The 24,708-nt window shown below is 66.2% G+C and carries 22 protein-coding genes and 2 pseudogenes; 8 read left to right on the forward strand and 16 right to left on the reverse strand.

Annotated elements, in window-relative coordinates:
- Nucleotide 1 precedes the first annotated feature (1 nt).
- The 8 genes from ACOQPH_RS13545 to ACOQPH_RS13580 all read right to left on the reverse strand — a co-directional run bounded on the left by ACOQPH_RS13545 (nucleotide 2) and on the right by ACOQPH_RS13580 (nucleotide 9,002).
- Nucleotides 2-295, reverse strand: coding sequence for a hypothetical protein (locus ACOQPH_RS13545; protein ID WP_420621903.1), 294 nt, complete (start codon nucleotides 293-295; stop codon nucleotides 2-4).
- A 257-nt stretch (nucleotides 296-552) separates the two neighbouring features.
- Complete coding sequence (locus tag ACOQPH_RS13550; protein ID WP_420621904.1) at nucleotides 553-3,849, reverse strand: helicase-related protein; 3,297 nt, start codon at nucleotides 3,847-3,849, stop codon at nucleotides 553-555.
- Entirely contained in the window at nucleotides 3,846-5,708 is a 1,863-nt protein-coding gene (locus ACOQPH_RS13555; RefSeq protein WP_420621905.1) for a phospholipase D family protein, read from the reverse strand. Before ACOQPH_RS13555 ends, ACOQPH_RS13550 begins: the two co-directional genes overlap by 4 nt.
- Nucleotides 5,709-5,766: 58 nt before the next feature.
- A complete protein-coding gene (locus tag ACOQPH_RS13560) occupies nucleotides 5,767-7,005 on the reverse strand; it encodes a DUF6361 family protein (protein ID WP_420621906.1) in 1,239 nt (412 codons plus the stop codon).
- Nucleotides 7,006-7,059: 54 nt separating this feature from the next.
- Nucleotides 7,060-7,281, reverse strand: a complete 222-nt coding sequence (locus tag ACOQPH_RS13565) for a hypothetical protein (protein WP_420621907.1) — start codon at nucleotides 7,279-7,281, stop codon at nucleotides 7,060-7,062.
- 175 nt (nucleotides 7,282-7,456) lie between these two features.
- Nucleotides 7,457-7,879: an NYN domain-containing protein gene (locus ACOQPH_RS13570; RefSeq protein WP_420621908.1), complete on the reverse strand. Its 423-nt coding sequence runs from the start codon at nucleotides 7,877-7,879 to the stop codon at nucleotides 7,457-7,459.
- 15 nt (nucleotides 7,880-7,894) lie between these two features.
- Complete coding sequence (locus ACOQPH_RS13575; protein ID WP_420621909.1) at nucleotides 7,895-8,173, reverse strand: hypothetical protein; 279 nt, start codon at nucleotides 8,171-8,173, stop codon at nucleotides 7,895-7,897.
- Between the two features lie 148 nt (nucleotides 8,174-8,321).
- Nucleotides 8,322-9,002 carry a hypothetical protein gene (locus ACOQPH_RS13580; RefSeq protein ID WP_420621910.1) on the reverse strand — a complete coding sequence of 227 codons (681 nt, stop codon included), beginning with the start codon at nucleotides 9,000-9,002 and terminating at the stop codon, nucleotides 8,322-8,324.
- A 155-nt stretch (nucleotides 9,003-9,157) separates the two neighbouring features.
- Between ACOQPH_RS13580 and ACOQPH_RS13585 the strand changes: the two genes are divergently transcribed.
- From ACOQPH_RS13585 to ACOQPH_RS13595, 3 genes are all read left to right on the forward strand, one after another.
- On the forward strand, nucleotides 9,158-9,706 hold the full coding sequence (locus ACOQPH_RS13585) for a peroxidase-related enzyme (protein ID WP_420621911.1): 549 nt from the start codon (nucleotides 9,158-9,160) through the stop codon (nucleotides 9,704-9,706).
- 148 nt (nucleotides 9,707-9,854) lie between these two features.
- The gene (locus tag ACOQPH_RS13590; RefSeq protein ID WP_420621912.1) at nucleotides 9,855-10,316 is read left to right on the forward strand and encodes a mobile mystery protein A; all 462 of its coding nucleotides are present in this window, start codon (nucleotides 9,855-9,857) and stop codon (nucleotides 10,314-10,316) included.
- An 11-nt stretch (nucleotides 10,317-10,327) separates the two neighbouring features.
- Complete coding sequence (locus tag ACOQPH_RS13595) at nucleotides 10,328-10,915, forward strand: mobile mystery protein B (RefSeq protein WP_420621913.1); 588 nt, start codon at nucleotides 10,328-10,330, stop codon at nucleotides 10,913-10,915.
- A gap of 130 nt (nucleotides 10,916-11,045) precedes the next feature.
- Here ACOQPH_RS13595 and ACOQPH_RS13600 read toward each other — a convergent pair whose 3' ends face one another.
- From ACOQPH_RS13600 to ACOQPH_RS13615, 4 genes are all read right to left on the reverse strand, one after another.
- The gene (locus ACOQPH_RS13600; RefSeq protein WP_420621914.1) at nucleotides 11,046-11,450 is read right to left on the reverse strand and encodes a hypothetical protein; all 405 of its coding nucleotides are present in this window, start codon (nucleotides 11,448-11,450) and stop codon (nucleotides 11,046-11,048) included.
- A gap of 39 nt (nucleotides 11,451-11,489) precedes the next feature.
- Complete coding sequence (locus ACOQPH_RS13605) at nucleotides 11,490-12,029, reverse strand: hypothetical protein (protein ID WP_420621915.1); 540 nt, start codon at nucleotides 12,027-12,029, stop codon at nucleotides 11,490-11,492.
- A gap of 206 nt (nucleotides 12,030-12,235) precedes the next feature.
- Nucleotides 12,236-13,984 carry a cation:proton antiporter gene (locus tag ACOQPH_RS13610; protein WP_420621916.1) on the reverse strand — a complete coding sequence of 583 codons (1,749 nt, stop codon included), beginning with the start codon at nucleotides 13,982-13,984 and terminating at the stop codon, nucleotides 12,236-12,238.
- Between the two features lie 45 nt (nucleotides 13,985-14,029).
- Entirely contained in the window at nucleotides 14,030-15,304 is a 1,275-nt protein-coding gene (locus ACOQPH_RS13615; protein WP_420621917.1) for an ATP-binding protein, read from the reverse strand.
- 183 nt (nucleotides 15,305-15,487) lie between these two features.
- On the opposite strand from ACOQPH_RS13615, the pseudogene ACOQPH_RS13620 reads away from it, so the two are divergent.
- Nucleotides 15,488-15,682 (forward strand): annotated as a pseudogene (locus ACOQPH_RS13620) (peroxidase-related enzyme); the annotation flags it as partial.
- A gap of 216 nt (nucleotides 15,683-15,898) precedes the next feature.
- Here ACOQPH_RS13620 and ACOQPH_RS13625 read toward each other — a convergent pair.
- Both ACOQPH_RS13625 and ACOQPH_RS13630 read right to left on the reverse strand, forming a co-directional pair.
- Nucleotides 15,899-16,123: pseudogene (locus ACOQPH_RS13625) on the reverse strand (hypothetical protein); the annotation flags it as partial.
- Nucleotides 16,035-16,322 (reverse strand): helix-turn-helix domain-containing protein, encoded by a 288-nt coding sequence (locus ACOQPH_RS13630; RefSeq protein ID WP_420621918.1) that lies wholly within the window; start codon nucleotides 16,320-16,322, stop codon nucleotides 16,035-16,037. The pseudogene ACOQPH_RS13625 and the gene ACOQPH_RS13630, both read right to left, overlap by 89 nt.
- Before the next feature lie 217 nt (nucleotides 16,323-16,539).
- On the opposite strand from ACOQPH_RS13630, the gene ACOQPH_RS13635 reads away from it, so the two are divergent.
- The 3 genes from ACOQPH_RS13635 (at nucleotide 16,540) to ACOQPH_RS13645 (ending at nucleotide 19,982) form a co-directional block, all read left to right on the forward strand.
- Complete coding sequence (locus ACOQPH_RS13635; RefSeq protein ID WP_420621919.1) at nucleotides 16,540-16,761, forward strand: hypothetical protein; 222 nt, start codon at nucleotides 16,540-16,542, stop codon at nucleotides 16,759-16,761.
- A complete protein-coding gene (locus tag ACOQPH_RS13640) occupies nucleotides 16,758-17,450 on the forward strand; it encodes a hypothetical protein (protein WP_420621920.1) in 693 nt (230 codons plus the stop codon). The genes ACOQPH_RS13635 and ACOQPH_RS13640 overlap by 4 nt, the downstream gene beginning before the upstream one ends.
- Nucleotides 17,451-17,654: 204 nt before the next feature.
- Nucleotides 17,655-19,982 (forward strand): TauD/TfdA family dioxygenase, encoded by a 2,328-nt coding sequence (locus ACOQPH_RS13645; RefSeq protein ID WP_420621921.1) that lies wholly within the window; start codon nucleotides 17,655-17,657, stop codon nucleotides 19,980-19,982.
- Between the two features lie 96 nt (nucleotides 19,983-20,078).
- On the opposite strand, the gene ACOQPH_RS13650 is transcribed toward ACOQPH_RS13645, so the two are convergent.
- The gene (locus ACOQPH_RS13650) at nucleotides 20,079-21,329 is read right to left on the reverse strand and encodes a hypothetical protein (RefSeq protein ID WP_420621922.1); all 1,251 of its coding nucleotides are present in this window, start codon (nucleotides 21,327-21,329) and stop codon (nucleotides 20,079-20,081) included.
- Between the two features lie 2 nt (nucleotides 21,330-21,331).
- On the reverse strand, nucleotides 21,332-22,450 hold the full coding sequence (locus ACOQPH_RS13655) for a magnesium transporter CorA family protein (RefSeq protein WP_420621923.1): 1,119 nt from the start codon (nucleotides 22,448-22,450) through the stop codon (nucleotides 21,332-21,334).
- A 104-nt stretch (nucleotides 22,451-22,554) separates the two neighbouring features.
- On the opposite strand from ACOQPH_RS13655, the gene ACOQPH_RS13660 reads away from it, so the two are divergent.
- Entirely contained in the window at nucleotides 22,555-24,708 is a 2,154-nt protein-coding gene (locus ACOQPH_RS13660; RefSeq protein ID WP_420621924.1) for an ATP-grasp domain-containing protein, read from the forward strand.

Here is a 24,708-nt window from a genome sequence, read left to right on the forward strand (position 1 = left end):
GCTATAGATGCAGCCAGCTGTGCCAGTTGCTGATGCAGGTTCGGACCTCATCCGCGGTACGTGGGGCAAATGGCCGTCCACCCTCGATTGTTCTAGCGATGCTCAGGTACTCGGCCACACGTTCGTCGTCTCGCAGGGCTGGATCGAGGCTGTTGTCGAGGCACCACAGCACGTAGCGACCGGCGCGTCGCAGGTAGGCAGTTTCGTCATCGGACTCGGCGGCAAACTCCTCCAAGGGCGAAACCCATGCGCCGAGTTGGTCGCGGTGCTCATCCCACCAAGACGATCTGGGCATCAACGTCGCTGCTGGCAGCGCCAGTCTTTCTTGGCCGGCGTATCGGCACGCGCGAGGCCGCGGTCCAAAGCTGTGTGTGCCATTCGCGTACCGAATCCCGTGGCCGGAAGCCCATTGCTACCACAGCTCCAGTTGGCCAGGCTCAGCGACCAATCCTGCAACACCAGCCACAAGCTCGGTGCCGGGTTGACGGGGACCGCTGTCAGGCGAAGCGCGGCGGTTGCCAAGCCTCGAACGCCAGAGTTAGTTGGCAGCGGTCATTGGCCGGCAGGCGGAGAGAGATCGATCTTCAGGCGGGCAGTGAGGTTCAGCAGTTCCTCGTCGGAGCGGTCGGCGCTGAGAAACTCGACCAGCTCTTCTTGACGGGGTTGGCCGAATGCGAGGCGGTACGCGGCGAGGGCCTTGCGCAGTTGCGACACGGCTGCTGCGTCGCGGCTGAACGGCAACACGGGCACGTGGCGTTGGATCTTCGCCGGGCCCTCGTTGAAGACCCAGTACGGCACGATCGCTCCATCGGCGCCCTGGCTCTCGTGTACCGCGGCATCGAAGAGTCCGTCCCACAGGTCGCCGTCGGGCGGCGCGCCGTTCGTGAGCATGCTCGGTCCGAGGGTTGCGGCGAGATTTCGGCGCACGGCGTGGCCCTTGTAGCGGTGCACGCGTCCCTCGCGCTGCTCTAGGTCGACCGGGTTGGTTGGCAGGTTCCAGTGGACGACTGCGTGACACCACAGGTGGAAGTCGAGACCCTCTTGCCCTACCGACGTGGAGGTGAGCACGAAGGGCCAGAACGGAGAATTGAACGCTCGTGACACCGCCTCGATCCGGGCCTCACCGCCCTCGTCGAGCGTCTGGTTGCCGAAGGCCACAGCGAACCTTGTCCGCAGACGGTGTTCCTCCAAGGTGAACTCTCGGCCGTTCGCCGCTCGGCGGGGAATGTCGACTCGGAACAGCGAAGTCCGAAGATCCAGCGCTTCTGCGACCTTGTAACCGATGTCGTCGGCTGCTGCGGTGCGCTGTTCGTCGTCGCTCAAGTTCAGATGGCCGAGCCAGTCGCGAAGCACGTGGAAGTGCTCGTCGAGCACGGCCTGGAGGTTGCCGTCGATTGAGTGCCGCACGACATCGCGCCAGTACCGCTCAACACCGGCCTCGCCATCGGCATCATCAGGCCTCCCGCGGACGATGACGCCGGTGATCTCTGGTGCGTTGAAGAAACGCCGGAATGCCTCGGCAATCCACGCAGCGTTCGACATCGTCGACTCGTCAGAGATCGGGAGGCCGACAGCCGAGCTGACCGCCCGCAAGGCGCACTGCGCTGGACCGCCGACCGCGACCTCGGCGAGCACTTCTGGCAGATCATCAGGCGGGCGACCGAGCGCGGCATGGCCGTGGCTGACCATCGCACGGGCCTGGGTGAGATGTGCCCTGAACCCCGCGCCAACTTCGTCACCCTCCCAATGCTGGGCGCCGTTGGAGGCCAGCAGCAGCTCTACCGCCGAAGGATGTCGCTGCTGGTCGAGGAACAGCGGCGCAGCCCAATACCAGCGTCGATCCACGACGCCGTCCGACGGCGCGGACCTAACCAGCGGCTCGATGGCGTCTGCGATCTCCGCCTCCACCTCGGCAAGCAACGCCGAGACATGGCGGCGACCGCCTCTCGCCAGCCGACGGGGATCGCCCAGTTCGGCGAGGCTCGGACTGGGCCACACGAGCAGGAACGCCGTCATCGCAGCAGCACGCCTGGCAAGTCGTGCCTCTCCCGCCCGGACCTCGCCCGCCGTGCGCTCACCGGTACGGAAGTCGAGGCGTTGACCTCCCCGCCGGCCGTACTCGGCGCTGTAGTTGTGGTTGCGACCTGCGAAGGCGTGCCGCTCGGCCTCCAGGCTGACCAGCGACGAGACGACCTTCGGCACCACCTTCCAGCCCGAGAAGATCAGCCGCTTGGTGAAACCGGCCGCCTTGGCCGATTCGTACACCGAGCCGGTGTCGTAGTAGCGAAGGGACGGCGGCACCCACAGCATCTCGAACGCCCGGTGGCGCTCCAAGTCGTCAAGCAGCCAGCGAAGCCGCCCGTTCTGAGGATCGATGCGCTGGTAGGCCTCGACGTCCTCCCAGCTCAACAGGCCGGGCCCAGGATCGAGCCGCCCCTCGTCGGCGAGTCGGCCTTCGGTTGCGGCCTGCCGGACGGCTTCCTTCAGTTTGTACCCCTCCATGAAGTTGACGAGAAACGGCCCCGACTTCCAGTACTCGGTGGGCTCGTGATGCTCGACCGTCTCCGCAAGGTCGCCGATGCGCAGATAGGCCCGAAGGTCATCGGGCGCCACCGTCACGTGAACCTCACGCTCGGCGAGCATTCCGTCGCGGTTCGGTGTGGCCGACAGCCGTTCGGTCCGCGCCATCACCTTGCGGAGGACCGAGCCGATGTCGGCGCAGATCGCCGCCGCGCTCGGGAGCGACTCCGCAGACGTGAGCGCAGATCGAAGACCGGCGAAGTGCTGCCTCAGCCGGTCGACTCGCTCTTCGTCCTGGAACAGGAACATGCACGTGTCGAGAAAATCCGCGTAGTGGTCGCTGTCAATCTCGTCGGCCGTCGTGTACATGCGATACGGGGTGGCCGACAGCAGCAGCGTCCGGGTGAGGCGACCGGTGGCGCTGTCGGTGTAGTCGAACAACCGGTGCGCCAGCTCGGCGGCGAAATTGTCCGGATCGGGTCGCAGCAGGTCCTTGAACCGCTGAAACTCGTCCAGCACCACGAGGTCGGGCTCAAGCGCCGCAATGCCGACAATCGCCAGGATGCGGCGAACCTCGCCGATCAGCACCCTGCGGTCATCCCACAACTCGCCGGGAAACGCCCGCTTCCATTTCAGGCCATCGACCAGCCGGTCGAAGAGCGTGCGGAGCGTCGGCTGGCCGTGGCGACGACGTGATTTGTCGACCTCGGCGAGCTCGTCGGCGAACGCCTTGAGCGACGCAGTGATCTTCGGCCGGTACCAACGCTCCCATGAGCGCAGGCGCCCATCGGGATCACCGGCAGTGACGCCCTCCCAGAAGATTCGTCGAGCCGGGGCGGTCATGACCTCGGCGCCCCAGTGCGCCCGCAGGAATGCGTATGCCAGGCAGCGCTCTTTGAATTGGCCGGTGCTGCGACCGAACTTCAGCGACGTCCCGGGCGTGATCGCGATGAGATTGATGCCCGGCTGCGTGCCGTCGCCCTCATTCAGCGCAGTGAGCGGGAGCATGGCGAGCCGACCGACGTCTTCGAGCGGTTCGATTGCTTTGGGGACGAGTTTGCGAAGGTTCTGGCGGGCGATCGCTGCGTTCGAGCAGACGTACACGATGTCGTGGCGTGTGTCGCCGATGCGACCGAGATGCTCGATGACCTGTGCGATGACGCCCTTGGCGACATGGGTCTTGCCGAGGCCGACCTCGTCGGCAACCAAGAACCGGTAGGCCGGATCGTGCTCGTCGAACATCCGCTGAAACGTCCAACGAGCGGTCCGGCGCTGGAAGTCCTTCAAGTCCCCGAGGACTGCTTCGACATCGACGTGGCCTTGAGTCACCGGGCCGGTGCTCCTTCGAGTGCTTCTGCGGTGTCGCCTGGAGCCGTCCCGGCGATCGCCACGTCGAAGATGGCGTTCCAGAGTTCGGCGAAGCCCGCCGGCAGCGCATCGTCGTCAGCAAGATCCGACACCAACGGGTGGAGCCCCGCCAGCTTCGCCGGGTCTCGGCGCATGGTCCGCAGCAGCTTCTCCAGCACCGGCAGGGCGGCCACGCTGGAACCGTCGTCCGAGCCATCGGCGCTGGCTCTCTCCACCGCGTCCAGCAGATCGAACTGGCCCGGGTCCTCGTCGAGCAGTGCCAGCAGATAGCGAAAGAAGCGCTCCGCGTTGCCGATCAGGGAACGCAACAGGAACCGTTCTCGATGCTCCGGTACGCCGCGCAGCGGGACCGGCACCACGAACTCGGCTACAGGGCCGTCCTCGGGAGCGAGTTCGAAGGCGAGAAAGCCGCTCATCGCTTCGAGGCTCGTCTCGAAGCGCTCCTCCAATGGGCTGCCGCCGGCCACGGGGCGCCGATTGCCCGCCGACGAGAGCGGCCAGCAGTGCACGGCCATGCCATCGAGGTTCGGCAGCGGCGCGCTTGTTCGGTATGTGACGGCCCAGTCCGCACCGCTCGCCTCGACATCCCCTTCGATCTGAAGCTGTGCGATGGCGACGCGCGCCCTGTCTAGCGTCGATGTGTCGGGCAGCGGGACCGGTTCGTCATTGGATGGCCGGTAGGGAATGAACCAGTCGCGCAGACCGGGCTCATCGGGATTGCCGCCGCAGAGCCGATCGATGCCGAGCGTCGCGGTGGGCCCCGTCAGCTCCACGAGGATCTCCACACTGGAATGGAAGGCCGAGTAGGTCGCGTTCGCTGAACCCGTGAACAGGCGCGCCCGGTCGCCGGTTTCGAACGCGAAGACCTTGGCGTGCAGTCCCGCGAGCGGCCGGGCCGGATCCAGCGGCGATGACTGATCTTCCGCTGTGGCTAGCTCGATCGGGCTGCCGTCGTCGAACGTGTACGTCGTGCCGACATTGGCAAGGGCGGTCGGCTTCAGGGAATCAAGCCATGCCTCCAGGCTCACGAGTTCGGTGATGGGGTGCGGGTGCACGGTGTTGAAGAAGCCGTCGCTCACGAACGGGGAGATGACCAGTGATCGCTCGGCGTTGACCGGCAGCGGCGAGCCCGTCGGTGGTGAGTGACGGCCGTCGAGGCCCAGCACATGGACCCGCAGGTCCTCCACGCCGTCGGGCAGGGCGAATGTGGCGGTCTGCAGCGCTGCTGCGAGTGATTGGACCCGCTGTCGGTGGGCTTCGGCGACATCGCCGACCGCCACTTCGAGCAGGCCTTCGAACAGCTCCCCGATCGGCTCGAGCCGGGCGCCGCTCGGACCAGGACTCTCGTCGAGCCGGAGCACGGCGTCCCAGCTTGCGTCGAACGTGAGATTTCGGCTGGCCACCAGCACACGCAGGCGCTGCTGGCGGGCCTGGCCGGCAGACTCGTCACCGCAGGCCTCGTAGCGCAGCACCCACACCTTGGGATGCACGATCCCGCCGTGTGGTGCACCGACCGGAACCACTGCTCCTTCCAGGAAGGCGAACACCCGCCGGGACGGCGGCACGGCGGTGTAGCCGGCCTGGTTGAACACGGTGATCTTGCCGGCATGGGAGCGAAGGGCGTGCAGCAGCTCGACAGGCTCCAATTGCTCGCCGTCGGCAACAACGCCGTCCGGCCCGGTGAGCGCGAACGCCGCCGGCGCGGCCAGCAGAGCCCGAAGATCAAGCGTGAAGGTGACAGCCATTGCCGACTCGATGCGGAATCCCGCCGGCGGTCGCATTGCGCCGACGAGCGTCAACCGATTGGTGGGCTGAAGCATCAGGCACCCGTTGCCGGTGGCGCGCTGTGGCACGCAGGCGGGTCGGTGGGCTGTCGCATCAGGCGTGTGCCGCCAAGGCCGCGGCGATGTCTTTCATGTAGCTCTGCGTGATGCCCCAGCGGAAATCGAACTTTCCGCCGACGCCTGCGCCGTTCCAATTCTCCAACGCGGAGCGGTGTGCCAGTCGAGCCCGCTTCGACTTCAGGCGAAGCTCGCGGTCACGGATTCTGCGGTGGACCGCTGGGTTCTCGGCGAACCTCTCAGGGTCGTCCGCGATGCGCTCGACCATGGCGTTCACGAATTCCTGGGCGCCGAGGCTGACGCCGTACTCGTTCAACATGGCCCAGAAGGCGGGCAGATCGGCGACCCACGAGCGGATTTCGTCGAGCCGCGCCTCCACCTGCTCAGTCCACTCGTCGAGGCGGGCACGTTCGTTTGTTTCTAACTCGTCCGTGTCCCAGCCCAACTCTGCTCGGGCCTGACGCGCCAGAAGCATGTTGTAAACGTACTGAGGTCCGGCGGTCAGCTCTGAGAAGTTCTGAGCGTGGCGGAGGATTTCGACAAGCCGGCCCGGCATGGTGCGAGTCGGCAATTCCCAGGGGTAGCCGACGGTCGCTGCTGTCTCCGGCGTTGCGCACAGCCAGGCCAGCATCGTGCCTTCATGGCGCCGCCGAATGTGATCCACCAGCACCTCCACCTCCCCCGGGCCGAGATCGAACGTGATGTTCGCGTGCAAGAAATCGTCCGGAGCAGGTGGCAATTCCGCCCACATCGAAACGGCCCGCGTCGTCGCGTTGCCGTCGTCGTCACGATTGGGCCGATGCTTCCCGAGGGCTGCGGCACGCTGGCCGTATTCGGAGATGCTGAGATCCAGCCTCCGCAGGCCCCACGTCCACAGGCCGCCCCAGTAGGCGTCGCTCGGCATGCGCTTGAGGTTCCGGCCGGCGGTGTAGCCGATGACCCCTTGGTTGTGCCCGAGGTGACGGAGACATTCGATCAGCCGGGCCTCGTCGTCACGCAGCCTGCGCGAGAACTCCGCTGCAGGCACGCGCTGGGATTCGAGCCTGGCGAAGACCCACGGCACGAATATCAAGTAGCGGAGCCTGGTCTGAATGGTCGACGTTCCGGGGTTGAGCATCCCCGAGAACGCGTCGCGCACAGTGCCCAGACCCAGCACATCAAGCGTGCCCGGCTCGTCAAGCGCCCGCAGCAGTTCACCGACGCGCTCGCTCGCTGCGCTGTCGAGGTCCAGCCACCCCAGCGATGACTCGGGAACATAGTCAGTCGTTGTCGCCAATGAATGACTCCAGAAGTCCACTCCCGATCAAACTGCACACATAACGTCGACCGGTCAGACAGCGCCTCGCCACTGCTCAGCCCGACGCGCATCCTGCGCCTGCTTGCGGGCCTTGCGTGCCTCGATGCGCTCTACCGCTTCGGGACTCAGCGGGTAGCGGGTGCGTCCTTCATGCAGCCACCAACCACCCGCCAACGACGCCACCACCCCATAAACACCCACCAGGGTGAGTGCGCCGAGCAGACTCAAAGAGGTCCAGTACCTGGACCACGGCACGATCATTCACGGCACCGCCGTAGCCGCCAGGTGCCAAGCCCACCACTCGGCACGACTGCGGAACTCCGGGAACTTCCCCAAGGTCCGACGCACCGCTCGCCAATACGACGGCTCAGCCCGTTGGATCGTGCCGTCCGTCACTTGAGCGACTCCAGCCCCGTCATCGACGCTGAGGCTATGCGCAATCCACAGGCGCCGACTGTGCGAACCGCTGGTTAGGACCTGTCCTCACCGGCGTCGCTCCGGGCAACGCCAAGTAGTCGGTGTCGTCGCGCACGGCGTCGAAGTCGTCCGCGTCGAGATAGTGGTTCCACAACGAACGGCCGGGGATGCGCAGCGCCCTCTGCGGTTGGGGCGGTGCCCACCAAGTAGCGGTCTCAACACGCTTGCCGAGGCGCACCGCCTCCTCGATGGCAGGCAACAGATCAGTGTCGGCGGACACCACGACGGCCTCGTCGTAGAGGTCGTCACGGGCGCCCAGCGCCAAGTGCAGCGCCAGCAGCACATCGACGCCCTTCTCCTCGGCGCGCCACCGCTGCCGGCCGTCGTTGGTGCGGCCGTCAGGCCAGTAGCGCATCGGGCGGGTGTGCACACTCACGCCGTCGATGCCGGCTCAGCGGGCGGTCTGACGGCCGAACGCTGAGCGCAACCGCCCGGAGCTGCGCGGCCCCGGCTGGCCCCGGTACACCCGCACTTCTGCGAGCCAGCGGCGAGAGTCCACGGCGTCGCCTCGGCGACACAACAGCTCTCCCAGCCGATCCGGATGCACGTGGCCATGCCATGACGGCGACGTTGCCGGCACGAACAGCGCTCGGGTGGTGTGCCAAGCGTTCTGGTAGTCCAAGAAGACCACGACCCTCGTGCCCGACATGCTCATCGCTGTGCTGGCCACGGCGCCAAAAAAATAACCCCGCCAGGCCCGGCAAAGCCGGGACGGCGGGGAGGAATGGACATACGGTACCGCAATCCGGCACCGAGTGCACCACGCTGCGCTGCAGCATCGACCGGTTCAGGAAAGTTGTGATCCAGCGGGAGCTGCATCACGCAGCCAATGAATACTCGAACTCGACTGCATCCCTGAACGCCGCCGCGTCGAAACCCGGGTAGAGATCGGCGATCGCCTGGTAGTCGCCGAGGCTCTCGTAGAGAGCGGCCGCGGACAGGGTCGTGATGCGCGACCCGGCGAGGTGTGGCTCACCGGACACCCGACCCGGAACGATGCGCAGGCTTGGGCGGGGACGGATGAGATCGGGTCCTCGGCGGTCGGCGACATCGAACGGACTCAAGAGGTCCAATGACTCCAGCATCGCCGCTTGCCTCGCCTGATGAGGGATGCCCTCCACGTCCACCCAGATCCTGCCGGAGGCATCGACCCGCAACGGCGACGTCAGCCGGCCACCGCTGTCGTCCCAGATATCCATACCGAGCTGCTCCAGCTCGGCCAGCGCTTCACGCACGCGCCGCATCGGGCTCGCGGGAACACTCCCCTCTATCTGGAACTTCGGATGTCGCAGCCAATAGACGATGCGCAGTGCCATCAAGTCCGCGTAGGACCAGAGCTTCACCCGAGTGGGTGACACTGACGGCGTCACGAGGCCGTTGCGAGCCCAGAGGTACACCGTCGACTGCGGCACGCCCGACAGGGCCGAGGCGCGATGAGCCTCGTAGCAGCCGTCGAATGCGGCGTTCAAGCGTGCCGAGAGGGGCTCGTAAGCGGTCATCGATCTGATCTGGCTCCGAGTCCTCGGCCGCGAACGGGCCTCACCGACGCTGAACTGTGCCTCAATGTACCGACGACCCGAAGCGCCGAAGAATTGTTTCCAAGCGAGGCGTGGCCCGGTACGGCCGATGCCCTGCCGGTGTGAGACGCTGGCGCATGGCACGCATCACGGTCATTCCTGACGACGACTGGGACGGCCCCCTCGGCGAGCTGTACCCCCGGGTCGTGGACCCCGCCTACGGTCGGGTCGACAACATCCTCGCCATCCACTCGCTCAACCCCCGCAGCATGGCCGCACACCAAGGCCTCTACGAATCGGCCATGGCCGGCACCGCCACGCTGCGCAAGGCCGAACGCGAGCTCATCGCCCTGGTCGTCAGCCTCACCAACGACTGCCACTACTGAGTGGTCCACCACCGGCGCGGTCTGCGCCGCCTCATCAAAGACGACGAACTGGTCGCCGCCGTCGAGCACGACTGGGCCACCGCCGGTCTGTCGCCCAAGCGCACCGCCATGCTCCACTTCGCCGTCAAGCTCACCGAAACCCCAGCCGCGACCAGCGACGCCGACGTCGACGCCCTGCGGGAAGCCGGCTTCAGCGACCGGGACATCCTCGACATCACAGAAGTCGTCGGCTACTACGCGTACGCCAACCGCATCGCCGACGGGCTCGGCCTCCAAACCGAGGACTGGATCCCCGACTGATCGATCTAGCGTTCTTCTTCGCAGTCGTGGCGATGTCCGGTATAATGCGCTATTTATATTCTTATTGTTATCTCTATAGTATATATACATATTGGAAAATAAGTAGCTTGAGTACTTATAGATATCCGCATCGACGGCAGGGTCAAGAATGTTGCGAGACAAACGAGCCCAATCACGACGCCGACTCGACCAACGCTTCGATCGGCACGGCGACCTCGCTGATCTTGCCCCTCCTCCCCAGGGATGGATCCGAACGCTGCGCGACGCACTGGGGATGACCAGCGGGGACCTGGCTCGCCGCATGGGCGTGCACCCATCGCGCATCCCCGCCATCGAGCGAGGTGAGCGGGAACGGACACTCAAGCTCGACACCCTCACCAGAGTCGCCGACGCCATGCAATGCGACCTCGTCTATGCACTGGTGCCCCGCTCAAGCCTCGACGGAATGGTCGACGTTCAAGCCCGGCTCAGCGCGATCAGGCACTTGCGAAAAGTCATGGCTCACTCGCGGCTCGAGGACCAAGAGGTCACTCTCGACGATCTCGAAGCCCAGATCGCTGACCTCGCCGCTGAATTCCAACAGCGGCGTGACCTCTGGCGCGCCGAGTAAGGCAACTCACGATGAGCAACCTCGCCGCCCCGCTCGGGGACGGGCACACGCTGCTGTCTGATGAAGATCGAGCCGGCCTGCTCCAGCCGGACATCGCGACGCGGCAAGAACTCTCCGACGCCGAACAGCGCAACATCGCAAAGGCCCTGCTGCGTCCGAAGCCCCGGCTGCCGAGGCTGCTCGACGACAAGTACCTGCGCGGCCTCCACAAGGCCATGTTCGGAGACGTCTGGGACTGGGCTGGCCGGTATCGAACCTCCGATACCAACATCGGCATCGAATTGCTGCACATCTCGGCAGCTGTCCGGGACGTCACCGATGACGCCGCCGCATGGGTAGAGCACGAGACGTACGAACCGGACGAACTCGCCGTCCGCTTCCACCATCGCCTCGTCTTCATTCACCCCTTCGTCAATGGCAATGGCAGACACAGCCGTATCAGCGCCGACCTGCTCATCGTGAACCTGGGCCGCCACGCATTCAGCTGGGGCAGCAACCTGGACGTCACCACCGATGAATTGCGTCAGCGCTACCTCGCAGCGTTGCACTCTGCCGATGCTGGCAGGATCGACGAACTCGTCAGCTTCGCCCGCAGTTAGGACGTCGTCGAAGTCGTCGGTGACTACGCCATCGCCAACCGCATCGCCGACGGGCTCGGCCTCCAGACCGAACCCTGGATCCCCGACTGACCCGCAGCCCACGCGGCCCGAGACACCGTCCACACAGCTCTCAACGAATCCGCCGGACTGCAGCAACCAGCCCGATTGCGAAGCCGACGAACTCGATGAGCGCCAGGCTCAGTGCCGTGTGGAAGAACACACCTGCGCTGTCGCCGACGACGTTGGAGTGCAGGTCAGGCGTGTCGATCACGAAGTGCAGCAGGTAGCCGAACACGAACGAGGCATACATCGACGCGGCGAACAGTGCAGCACCCAGCCGAACGTTGCGCCGGAACGCCAGCCACACCGCGGCGAGCGGCATGAGCGTCACGACGATCGCGATGTATGCCTGCTGGACGGCCGGGATGGGCACGTCTGCGGCCGCGTGACCGTAGGTATGCGTCAACCCGACGCCGAGATGCAGCACTGCGATCGCCGCCAACGTGACCTGCTCGAACCTGGCCGTTTCCGCCATAGCAGCCCCATTGTCGCGGGCGTTCAATCACGCCCAGTGCTAAGTGCTGGCCCGGCCGTCTGCTGCGTCCTCCAAGGCGAGCGCCGTGAGCCGCCGGCTCGAGACGAGGCCCACAGGCATCATCGGCAAGAGCAGCGCGGAGCCCAACGATCCCCACCATGACGAAACGCCGAGATCCGGCGCGCTCATCCGCCCGAGCACCCACAGTGCCAAGGACAACAACACCGTCGCGGCAAACCCGGCCATGAAGGCGACGACGCCACCGGCGGCCACATAACGGCCATCGGGCCAACGTGCCGCCCGCCACCAAGTCGCCGAACCAGCAGTGTCGAGCAACACGTACTCGACTGGGGCAACGGCCCACGACCCACGCTCAGCCACCGAGAGAGCCCGAACGTTCACCACCCGCAGAGCACCACCCGACACAGCCACCAACAGCACAACCACCAGCCCGGCCACAGGCACCGTTGCACTGGTCGGAATGCCCGCCAACCCGAACAACCAGAATCCGGCTGCGGCGAGACACCAAGAGCCGATCTTGATCCACGCGGCGATCCCGTCATCGCGCGGACTGATCAACCGCCCATCAGCCCAGCGGGGCCGACGCCACGAAGACGGAGGCGACCTCACCGGTGGCTCTCGAGAGGAAGGCTTGGACCCGGCGCTGACACAAATTGACGTTCACCTCGACGCGGCCCACCGTAGTGAGGCGCCGATCCGCCTCAGACAAGCAGCGTTGAAGAGACGTACGAGCCCGACGAGCCTCAGGACGAATGCCCGAGGGGTCAGGGACTCGGGCGATCGTCTTCAGAGTCGTCGTCATGCAAGACCGCGTGCGTGACAGCTTCGCTGTCCGGCTCGGGCACTTCGAAGTGGCCGAGAGCATGGGCGATGAGCGCATCGAGGGCAGCCTGCCGCTCAGCGACGACATGGTCGACGAGCCCGTCGCGCTCCAGATCGGCGGCGTCGGCGGAGTCGGCCGCCCAAGCGAGCACCGCTATCTCAGGGTTGTGCTCACGTGCGACGCGGGCGAATTGTTCGACGGCGAACGGCGGGCTGTCCACGGCAAGAGCAACCCGCGCGTCTCGCAAGCCTGCCCGGTCCGCGATGAATTGACGCGACACGTCTCCTGCCACCACCGTGCGGCCTGTCGCGGCTGCCCATTGCTGTGCTGCTGGGTCCATCGAGACGACGGTGTGGGGCACGTTCGCCAACTCCAGGGCAGCCACGATCCGGCGGGCCCGGGGCCCGAAGCCGTTCACGACTGCGTGGTCGCGCAGGGGCTCGTGCTCGCCGGGATCTGGTTCGAGGGCGGAGCGATCTAGCGGGCGATCTCTCCAGTCGTCGCTGTCGCCTGTCTCGAACCGCGCCGCGAGAGACTCACCGAAGCGCACGCTGTAAGGGCCAAGTGCCATCAGCAGAACGGCAACCGATATGAAGGCATCGGTGCCGTCTTGCAGACCCGCAGGCATCAGCCCGACTTCCTCGCCGGCTCGTTCGAGCACGAAGGAGAACTCGCCGATCTGGGCAAGCACCATTGCCGAGGAAACGACTACGGCTCGGGGCTGCCGCAGCAGCACTCCGGCGACTGCAGTGGCGAACAGCTTGACGGCGACAACACCGAGCGCCAAGCCGATCACCAACGGCAGGTTGCTCGCGAGAAATCTGGCGTCGACGAGCATGCCGATCGACACGAAGAACGTCGCGGAGAAGAGAATCTGCAACGGCATCACCTCGCCGAGGGCCCTCGCCGCAACACGACTCTCGCTCACCATCAGCCCCGCAAGGAACGCGCCCAATGAGATCGAGACATCAAGCAGGCTGGTCACGTACGCGGTCCCGAAACAGATCGCCAAAATGGTCAGAAGGAAGACCTCTGTCGACTGGTGCCGCGCCAGGAGCCGCAGGATTGCGGGGACCAGCGTGCGGGCGACGAACACCACGGCGACGATGATCCCGACCGCTTTGGCCAACGCGACCCCCACGTCGGCGAGACCCGTCGTCTGGCGGCTCAGCAGCGGCACGAACAGCACCATGGCGACGATGGCCAAGTCTTGAAAGATCAACAGGGCGACCGACATATTGCCCATCGGCGATGTCGTGGCACGCCGCTCAGCGAGCACCTTGAGCACGATCGCCGTGCTGCTGAGCGAGACGAGCAACCCGGTGAAGATCGACGTTCGCCAATCGACGCCGAAGGCGGCGACGATCGCTGTGACGATTCCGGTGGTCAGGACCACCTGAATGGCGCCGCCGCCCAGAAACAGCGACGCCAATCGGCGTACCCGATCGAGACTGAATTCGATCCCGAGGGTGAACAGCAACAGCATCACGCCGATGTCCGCTGACTGGTCGACGAGATCGATGTCGCCGATGAGGCCGACGCCGCCGGGTCCGATCACCACACCCGCGATCAGGAAGCCGACGATTGGCAAGACACCGAACCGCGAAGACAGGAAAGCGATCAGCGTTCCTGCTACCAGCAGAATCGCAAGTTCGGTCAACAGCGGTGGTGCTGACGCAGCCATCAGCATGTGTCTTGGAGGCTATTGGTGCCAGCGTCAGCCGGGGAGCCCGCATCAGGCGGTGAGCAGAGCGGCAGGAATGACCCCGATGCCGTCATTTCGGCGGTAGGCCTCCGAACCGGTGGTAATGACCGCGGCGTCGAGCAAGTCGGGTCCGAGACGATCGGCCAGCCATCGGAGGTGCCGTACGTCTTCGTCGTCGACGGTGGCTGAGAGCTTGACTTCCAGAGCCGCGACACGTCCGTCCGCTCGCTCAAGGATGAGATCGATCTCGCGTTCGCCGCCTCTGGTTCGCAAGTGCGCCACGCGGGCCTCGTTGGCTTGGGCATAGACACGCACCGACAGCGTCAGCAGCGACTCGAACAGTGCCCCGAGAAGGGTGCCGTCGCGGGGGATGCTCCGCCCGCCGTCTGCACCCTCGAGAAGTGCTTCGGTGCCGATGCCGAGTAGCCGCGCCGCGAGGGCTGGATCCGCGAGTTGGTGCACCGGTGAGGCAGCCAAGCGTCGAAGCCGGTTGCGGGTCGGCAGCCAGGCCGGAATCTCCTCGATCATCCAGAGCTGTTCGAGGGCGGCGCGGTAGGAGATGGTTGTCGACCTTGCCGGTTTGTCGGGCTCGCCGGGTGTGGCGGCATCGCGAATGGTCGCAAACGATGCCGAAGTCGAGGTTGCTGCGGCATAAGCGGTCATCCAGCGGCGCAGCGAACCACGGTCACGGATTCGCAGCCCGAGGTCGTCGAAGTCATGGTCGATGATGCGGTGGATGTAACCGTCGAGCTCAGCACGGCAGAGCCTCTCAGGATTGCCTCGCAGAGCGGGAAAGCCCGAATTCACAATCTCCGCTGCGTAGTCGCCGAGGCGCACTTGCGATGCCCCGTCGAGCCGAGGGCGCTGGCCGCTGAGCAGTCCAGAGATGTTGACTGTGGGCTCTGAGATGCCGCGCTCGGCCAGCGACATAGGTCGCATCCTGACGGTGACGATCCTGCCGCCACCCGAGTGCGTCGGTGCGGCAGTGGGGGCTGCCGAGCCGGTCAGAAGAAAGCGTGCTGGGGTCCGGTCGCGGTCGACCGCGCGGCGCACTAGGTCCCACGACGTGGGCATCCGCTGCCATTCGTCGATGAGGATGGGTGGTTTACCGAGCGTCAGGCGTTCGGGTTCGGCCCTGATGATCTCCGTGGTGCGGGCATCGTCGAGGCGGTGCACGGTCTTGGCGCGGCGCGTTGCGGTCTCGGTCTTGCCCACCGCCCGCGGCCCCTCGATCGAGATAGCGGGCAATCCGGTGAGCAACTCATCCAGCTCAGTGTCCAAGATCCTCGGGATATAGCCCTCCACGAGGCCGACACTACCAGCGGACCTTCCCGAAAACTACTGATTGGACGCGATATATCCGTCTAAACGGACGCAAAAGACGCTACAGATCGGACAGACCGACTGGCAAAGGGGCTGCATCGGGCGGTTTGCACGGCGCTGCTCGGATCTTCGACTTCTGGTGCGTCTACGACGACTACAACCTCAGCGATGCTGCGATTCGCCGTCAAGCTGACGACTTCGCCGGGTGCCATGGATGACGCCGACGTCGACGCACTGCGATCGGCCGGTTTCTCTGACCGTGACATTCTCGACATCGTCGAGGTGGTCGGTTACTACGCGTACGCCAACCGCATCGCCGACGGGCTCGGCCTCGAAACCGAATCCTGGATCCCCGACTGACCCGCAACCCAACCCAGCCCACAATGAGAAGAGCCTGGAAGCACGGCTGGCTCGGTTCGTAGAACTGGACGTAGAACTCGGCGCTCGCATCGGGCTCGACGTGGTGGCGGACGCGGGTACGATCGGGACTCGACTGCCGGCCGTAGCGACGATCCGCCGCGGTGTCTCGTCGACGAAGAGCACCGAGCCGGCGAGCACAACGAGTTCGGCCCATGTGGTCGTGACGTGTGCCTTCGTCAGCGCGGCAGGCACCGTGTCCAGGCTGAATGTGGGTGCGCGGCGCCCTCGGACCACCGAGGGCGGGACTTCCGGCCCGTCGCTGCTCTCGATCACCGAACTCGCCCGCGACTGGTCACGAAGCGCGTGCCACGACACGAACGTCGGCGTCGAGAGCAGCTGCAATTCGTTGCAGTGTGCGGATGGTGGGACTTGTCGCACCACGTTCGATCCGACTGATGTCAGCCTGATCGATGCCGCAGCGCTCAGCCAACTCAGCCTGGGTCAGATCGTGCTGTTCGCGCAGCGCCACGACCTGCAACCCGATCTCGTACGCCTGTGCAAGCACCTCGGCCTGCACCGCAGCGTCTGGGCCAAGTCGCGCTCGGCGTGCCGCAGTCGCTTCGTCGTATGTGCGCGCCATCAGCGGATGCCTCCCTGCCGATCAGTATGGGTAATTCCCCATGCGCTGTCAACCGTTCGCTGATCTGGCACGACGCTGACGCTGCTCGAGGTCCGCGATGGCGCCCGAGGGTCGGCCACCACTCGACAGCATGTGCGCGACGGCGCCGAGATTGAGCTTCCGCCTACCCTTGGAAATGCAGTGCAGGCCAAGTTCGAGCGGGAGTAGGGTGCGCGCCATGGCGACGAGAATCAGTCCACGGACCGGTTACCTGTTCGCTGCACCGAGCGGGTTGCACGGCGCTGCTCGGATCTTCGACTTCTGGGGTGTCTACGACCACTACAACCTCAGCGACGAACCAGAGAACGACCTCCTGCTCGCGATATTCCAAGACTGGCTGACAATGGAGGAGGATGCGCACGCGGCGCTCATGGCATCGTCGGGAGTCCATCCCGAGTGAGCGATCCGAGTTCGGACGCTGACGACTCCGACGACGCACTCCCTGTACCGGCTCAGCCCGAGCCCACCGAGTCCGAGGCGACGAAGCCCGACGTGGGACACGAGACCTCGCTGACCGCGATCTCGATCAGCCAGATCACGCGCCAGGTGCAACTGTTCGTGCCGTCAATGATCCAGGTCATCGGCGACGTAGCCGACAGGCACCCGGATATCGCACACAAGATCGTCGACGACATCATCGACAAGGGTCAGCACCGCCAAGAAATTGAGCGCGTTGTAGTCCGAGGAAACGACCGGCGTGCAGACCGGGGCCAGCTGCGCGCGGGCAGGCTCGACGGCTTGTGTTCGGCGACTACGGATCGATTCGAGGGCCTGCTGTACTCCGGCACATCAGACTTGTTGCGGCGCCCGGCCAGACAGGACGGCGTCCTCGCGGCCGCCTGCTGCGTCACTCTCGGTCAAGGCCATGGCCCGCCGGCTCGAAACGATTCCCATCATCCCCAGCGGCAAATACAGCAACGTACCGACGTGCCGCCAGGTGTACGCGAGGCCGAACTCAGGGGCGCTCGTCGGAATACCCGCCTGTCCGTGCAGCCAGAACCCGGCGGCGGCCGAGAATCCCACGATGACGTCGTGATGATCGCAGCGGCAGTCCTTCGCATCGAAACCGAACTCTGGACTACCCACTGATCCGCAACCCCATCCAACCACGAAACAGACGGCCCGCGGCCGGCTAAGTTCCCAGCCCCAACACAGCCACAGCCACAGCCTGTCCGATCCGTCGACCCGTCGGCCATCACAGGGGTCGCCTCACCACAGCCAGCCATCACACGAATCCCAGATCGGCAGTCGTATTCTGCGGGAACGACCGCTCTGCGCTCCCCCGTGCTGGTGGTGTCAATCGACGGATTGGCTCCCCGCCACATCACGCGTGCCACCATGCCCGCGCTGACCACCCTGGCGCTCGAAGGGGCGTCGTGCTTCAACGCACGCACTGTGACGCCGCCATGGACACTCCCGGTCCACGCCTCGATCTTCCGGGGCGTTGATCCCGCCGCCCACGGGTTGACCGACAACACGCCGGCGCCACTGCGCACCGACGCGCCCTCGTTCCTGAAAGCGGCCCGGCAGGCCGGTCGCTCCACCGCGATGTTCGTCAGCTGGCTGCCGCTCGACACTGTGATTGAGCCCGACGCGGCCAACCAGCGGTTCGTGATCGACGGCGGCCATGACCTTGACGACGACCGCCGCACGGTCGCCACCGCGATCGCGGCCATCACCGACGGTCGCCACGACCTCACGTTCGTGTATCTCTGCCGGCCCGACCTCGACGGTCATGCCCATGGCTGGGACAGCGCCTCCTACATCGCCGCGGCCACGCAATCAGACACAGCGCTGGCCCGGCTGCTCGACGCGGCCGGACCCGAGGCATCGGTGCTGGTGAGCACTGACCACGGCGGGCTCGGCACCAACCACACCGACCAAGTCCCCGAAGTGCTGGAGACCTTAGTGGTGGTGCGGGCGCCGGGCCGCGTCCCGACCGCCTCGGGCTGGCCGACCGCTTCGCCCCTCGATGTCGCCCCGACCGTCGCCGACCTGTGCGGATTCGCGCCCGACCCCCGCTGGGAAGGGTCGACGCTGCTTGGCCGGGAGCTCCCGCTCGCCGACGTCCTGATGGACCTGCTGGCCGCTACCGCCCACGAGTCCTACGGCGAGCAGGTGACGATGCTCGACCACGCACTGCAGACCGCCGCCGGGGCCGCTGCGGACGGTGCCGGCGACGAGATGGTGCTCGCCTGCCTGCTGCACGATCTCGGACACATTCTGGGCAACGCCGGCGAGTGGGGTCTGCCCAGCCACGCCGAAGTCGGGGCCCGGGCCCTCGGACCGCTCCTGTCCCCCGCTGTCGTCGAGCCCATCCGGCACCACGTCACCGCCAAGCGGTACCGCGTGGCAGTCGAGCCGACCTACCACGAACGCCTCAGCAAGGCCTCGCAGATGTCGCTGGCCGAGCAGGGAGGCCCGCTGGGTCCAGACGACACCGAGGCGTTCGCAGCCGGCGCTTTCGCCGCCGAGGCAATTCGGCTGCGTGCTTACGACGACGTCGGCAAGGTGGACGGTCTCAAGGTCGACGGCGGGGCCAAAGCTCCGCTCGAGACCTACCGGGGCCTGATTGCCGCAGCGCTCGCGCCGCAGCGTCCGATCGATCCGGCGTGGGCACGCGACGCCTGCCGGTGCGCCGAGTGCCGCGACTCCCGCAACGATCAACACCTCATCGATGCCACGGTGTTGGAGGGATGGACCGTGGTCCGCACCGACCGCACCGACGACGAGCTCACCGTCACCCTGCATCACCGTTCGGGTGAGCGGCACGTCTGCCGCATTCCCGCCATAGAACCCGCCGACGTGCAAGCCGAGCCGTGGCCGCCGGCGTTCGCAAAGCAGCTTCGTGCCGACGCCACGAGCTGGACCGGTGATTACGCCCCGTTCGTCGACCAACTCGCCCGGCGCGGCATCGCCCTCTTCGGTGATTGCGGGGTCGAGCCCGCAACGGTCCTCGAGGTCGGCAACACCATCGGGTTCGTGCGAGAAACCAACTATGGCGCCCTCTTCGACGTCATCGCCGAACCCGACCCCGTCAACCTCGCCTACACCCCGCTCGGCCTGCCCGCCCACACCGACAACCCGTATCGCAAGCCGTGCCCGACCGTGCAGTTGCTGCACTGCCTGACCGCGGCCGCCGACGGCGGCGCCAGCCGGTTCGTCGACGGCTTCGCCGCTGCCACGCACCTCCGACAAAGCGACCCCGCCGCGTTCGGGACGCTGACGACGACCGACGTCACCTTCCGCTACCGCAGCGCGGACACAGATCTGCAGGCCCGGCGCCCGCTCATCGAACTCGACCGAGACGGGACAGTGCAGGCCATCAGCGTCAACAACCGCTCGATGGAGCCCCTGCCGGCCAACCGAGCCGAAACCGCGACGTTCTACGGCGCGTACCGCGCCTTTATCGACCTCCTCGACCGCGACGACTTCGCGTTCGAGATCACCCTGCGCCCCGGTGAGCTGGTGGGGTTCGACAACCGTCGGATCTTGCACGGCCGGCGGGCGTTCCGATCAACCGAACACCGGCACCTGCAGGGCTGCTACATCGACATCGACGCCATCCGCTCGGCCGCACGACTCGCGAGCATCGGACGAGTTCGGCCCATGTCGTCGTGACGTGTGCTCTCGTGAGCGCAGCAGGCACGGTGTCGCGGCTAGATGTGGGTGTACAGCGGCCACTGCCCCCGCGCTCAACGTGCGAGTCGGCCGAGTTCAACGGCTTGAAATGGTCCGCTCGGCGCCGACCCACTGCCGCCAGGCGACCACGACGCCGAGCAGCGTGATCCCGAAGAAGATCGTCCCGAACCCTGTTCCGGTGATGGCGCCGAACATCTCGATCACCGTGACGATGAACACGACGAACAACGCCAATGAGGCCAGCACGATCGCCGGCACGCGCCGCTGGACCGCCGCCAGCACGATCACCCCAACCGCCCACAGCCCGCCCGCGGCCGGCCAAGCGCCCGGCGCAAACGCAAACGCGCAGGATGCGCAGAACCCCGTGAACCAGATCATCCGCAGCCAGGCTCGTACCGAGAAGTGGCTGGGCAGCCGCTGCACGAAGGGTGCGAACGTGGCGAAGCTGAGCGACAGCACCAGCACTCCCATCACCAGGCCTGGGCCGCTGTCGACACCGCCGAGCACGGTGGCGCCAGCGGCAAAGAACAGCCTCGAAGCGGGCGACAGCAAGACCCACTCCCGCTGCCAGACCGCGAGCCCGGTCACGGCGGCGGCAGCGGCGACCAGGAAGAAATAGAACCAGGACTCACCCTGCACGCGGGCGGAAATCACCAGCGCCATGCCCAGCGCTGAAGAGGCAACGAAGACGATCCACGTGACGGTCGCGTCAGTAACGTTCCCGCGCCGCGCCGCTACCCGAGTGGCCTGTTCGACCAGCGTCACGGCCACCACCATCAGCGCCAAGGCGACCCAGACCGAGACCTCGGACACCGTGACGCTTAGCGGAAGCGTGAAGCCAAGTCGTGTCTCGCTGCCGGTCGCCAACGCCAGCGGCAACGCGACAAGTCCGATCACTGCCCAGGCCCCAGCGGCTCGCGAACGGAACCACCAGCTGATCGCTGCGCCGATCACCATCGCCGGCACGCACACCAAGAACCAGCGCACGTCGGGACCGACCACAAGGCCGCCAGCATCGAACACCGTGTCGACACACAGCGTCAGGGAGATCGCCGCGATCCCCGCCAGAACATCGGACACCGCCGGCGGACGAAGCCGGCGCGTCGCCCAGCACAACGCCAGCGCGACAGCGCCGGCGATGCCCAACAGGGCCACGATCCCCCACAGGTTCGCCAACCAGGTGAAGGCCAGTGCGAGCAGCCCGAACAGCACCAGCGCACCTCCCCCGTACGCCAGCGCATCTGCAGTCCGCGACCCTTCGGCGTCAGCGGGCGGCGCGGGCTCAGCTTCGACCGATCGTGCGCTCGGACGCGGCTGTGGTGGCACGATCAGTCGTGGCTCGGTTCGTTGGGACGGTGACGGCGAGCCACTGAGCCCGCGATGGTCCGCAGCGGCGTGGCGGAGATCTCGAAGACCGCTCCGACGAGCTGTGCCGGTGCGCGGGCGGCTTCGATGAGGCCTCGACCGAGCACGTCTCCGGCCGTTCGGCCCGAGGGGCGACGAATCCATCCCACCGAGACGAAGACCCCGAGCGACAGCGCCGCAACCAGCGCCATGAATGCTGTGACCCAGATCCAGCCGCCCGGCCGACCGAGGAGCGGGAGGTCGGCGAAGTTCATGCCGAAGAAGCCGACGACGAGCGTCAACGGCAGCATGATCGCCGCGTACACGGTCAGAACCTTGGTCACCTCGGTTGCTTGGCGGGCTTCGGCACCCCGGTAGGCGTCGAGGCTCTCCGCGAGTGCGGTTCGCGCCCCGTCGACACCTTGAGCGGCACGCGATGCCGTGTCAAAGACGTCCGAGAAACGGCGCCGACCTGCGTCGGTGACTACTGCTGAGGTGGAGCGCCGAAGGATGTCGAGTGCTTCGCGCTGGGGATGCACGGACCGGCGCAGCGCCGCCAAGTCGGCGCGGACTGCGGTGATCTCGTGGAGGAAGTCGGCGTCGGCCCGCAATGCGAGCCCGGTCAATTCCTCATTGCGGTCGTCGAAGACATCCAGCACCGTGACGAGCCGGCGGGTGGCGACATCAGCCAGCCGGGCAAGTGTTTCGTCGGGGCCGCCGTTGGCGACTTCGGGCTGGCACATGACGCCGTCCCAGAGCACATCAACGGACGGCGACTGCCCGCTGTGAATGGTGACAAGGCACCGCTGCGAGAGGAAACAGCTGAGTTCGTAGCAATCGATGCGCTCGCCGCTCAGCGCATGCAGAACGACGAACACCGACCCGCCGAAATCGTCGACCTTGGGAAGATCGGTGTCCTGGACCGCGTCCCGGACGGCAAGCGCATCCAGCCCCAGCACATCGGTGAAGGCGCTGACTTCTTCGACCTTGTCGGGCGCCGCCGTGATATCGATCCACACCCAGCCGGACGCGGGCAGCGTCGTCGGCGGTTCCATGGCTTCGGCGCACTCACTCGCGCCGAACCGAAGCGCTCGAATCAACACTGACACGATGCTGGCACGCCGCCACAGCGAACTGGCTGATCCGCACTCAGGCGGAGGGCCGGGCGGCGGCGTGGCGTCACCCAGCCAGCCAATAGCTTCGAGCAATGAGGATCGCGATCGTCTACAACCGCGATAGCCGCAACGTCATCAATCTGTTCGGCATGCCGAATCAGGAGAAGATCGGCCTCAAGACCATCAAGCGGCTCAGCGACGCACTCCGAGCCGGCGGTCATCAGGTCACAGCGCTAGAGGCGGACAAGGAGCTGATCTCCAATCTGGAGTCGTTCATGCCCAGGGTCGTGAAGGGCGAGCGGCCTGGCATGGTCTTCAATGTCTCCTACGGGCTGCAGGGCCAGGCCCGCTACACGCATGTCCCGAGCATCCTCGAGATGATCGGCATCCCCTATGTGGCGTCGGGCCCGCTGGGGCATTCGCTGGCGCTGGACAAAGTCGTGACGAAGATGATGCTGCGCCAGAACGACATCCCCACTCCGGACTTCGTGGTGCTCGACACACCGGGGAGTCCCGTTCCCGACGATCTGGCGTATCCGATGATCGTGAAGCCCAAGAACGAGGCCGTCTCGTTCGGGCTGGCGGTGGTCAACGACGAAGCGGAGTTGCGCGACTCCGCGCAGGTCATCTTTGACCGGTTCCGTCAGCCCGTCCTCGCCGAGCAGTACATCGAGGGCCGGGAAGTCAACGTGGGGGTGCTGGGCAACGCCCCGCCGGAGGCTTTCCCGCCCGTCATGCTCAGCTTCGGCACCGACGGGCCCCAGATCTACACCTACGAGGACAAAACCGGACGCAGCGGGCGCACGATCCAGCCCCTGTGCCCGGCTCCGATCTCCGATGAGCTCTCCCAGCAGGCCCAGGACATCGCCGTCGGTTCGTTCTCGGTGCTCGGGCTGTACGACTGCGCCCGCGTCGACATGAGAGTGGACGACGACGACAACATCTACGTGCTCGAGGTCAACAGCCTGCCGAGCCTCGGCGAGCACGGGTCGTACCTGGTGGGCGCCGCCCATGTGGGCATGGATTTTGCTGCGTTCGTCAACCGCTTGGTCGAGGTTGCCAGCGCCCGATACTTCGGGACGCCGCAGCCGCCGCCGGTCGACACCAAGGCGGCCGATCCGTCCGAGCGTGCCTTCGCGTTCATCACCCAGCGCCGAGACCAGATGGAGCGGTCGCTGCAGCACTGGGTGGAGCTTCCCAGCCACACCGACGACCCGCTCGGGCTCGCACGTGCCGCCGAGCGAGCCGGGCGGATCTTCACTGACCTCGGCATGCGGGCGGTGCCGGAATTCACCGATGAGCCCGAGTCCTATATGTGGGAGACGGCACGGGGGTTCGGCGGCGGCGTCCTGTTGCTGGCCCATCTCGACGTGCCCACGACGGGCAGCACGCTGCGCCAGGGTTATCGCCGAGATCCGGAATGGCTGTACGGCGAGGGTGTCGGACGGTCCCGGGGATCGCTGGTGATGCTCGAGTACGCCCTGCGGGCGCTGCGCAACGTGCGGACGCTGCGACGAGTGCCGCTGGGCGTGCTGCTGTACACCGACGAGGGCCGCGATGCCACTCAGAGCCAGGCGCTCATCGGGCGAGCTGCGGCGCGAGCGGGCCATGTGCTGGTGTGCAGGCCGGGCACGGTCGGCAACGGCATCATCACCGAGCGGCGCGGGAGCCGCCGCTATGAATTGACCGTGGAAGGCCAGAGCCTCAGCCCCGGCCAGGTCGGGCGCCGGCGCACGGTGGTCAACTGGACAGCCGAGAAGCTCGTGGCGATCAGCAAGCTCAACGCCCCGAACAAACGCCTGTCGATCGCTGCGCTCGATGTCCGAACCGAGCGGCACGCGATGTTTGTGCCCCATCGAGTCGAGGCGTCGCTGTTGATGTCGTACCTGGACGCTTCCCAAGCCGACGAAGCCGAAGCATCGATGCGGTCCATTCTCGGACGCCGCGGGCCCAGGTGGAATCTCACCCGGCTCACCGACCGGCCGCCGATGATCGACCGACCCGCCAACCACGATGCCGTCGCGGCGCTCGAAGCCGCAGCATCCAAATGGGACATCCCCATCGAGCACGAATCGTCGGGTTGGTCCTCGGTGGCCGGACTCGTGCCCGACCCCACGGCCGTAGTCTGCGGGATCGGTCCGATCGTGAAAGACCGGGGTACTCCCGACGAGGCCGTGCAGCGCATCAGCCTCGTCCAGCGCACGCTGCTGCTGGCGGAGTACCTCATCGGCCGGCTCGAACGATGA

Source organism: Candidatus Poriferisodalis sp. (assembly GCF_965221945.1).
Taxonomy (GTDB): Bacteria; Actinomycetota; Acidimicrobiia; order Acidimicrobiales; family Poriferisodalaceae; genus Poriferisodalis.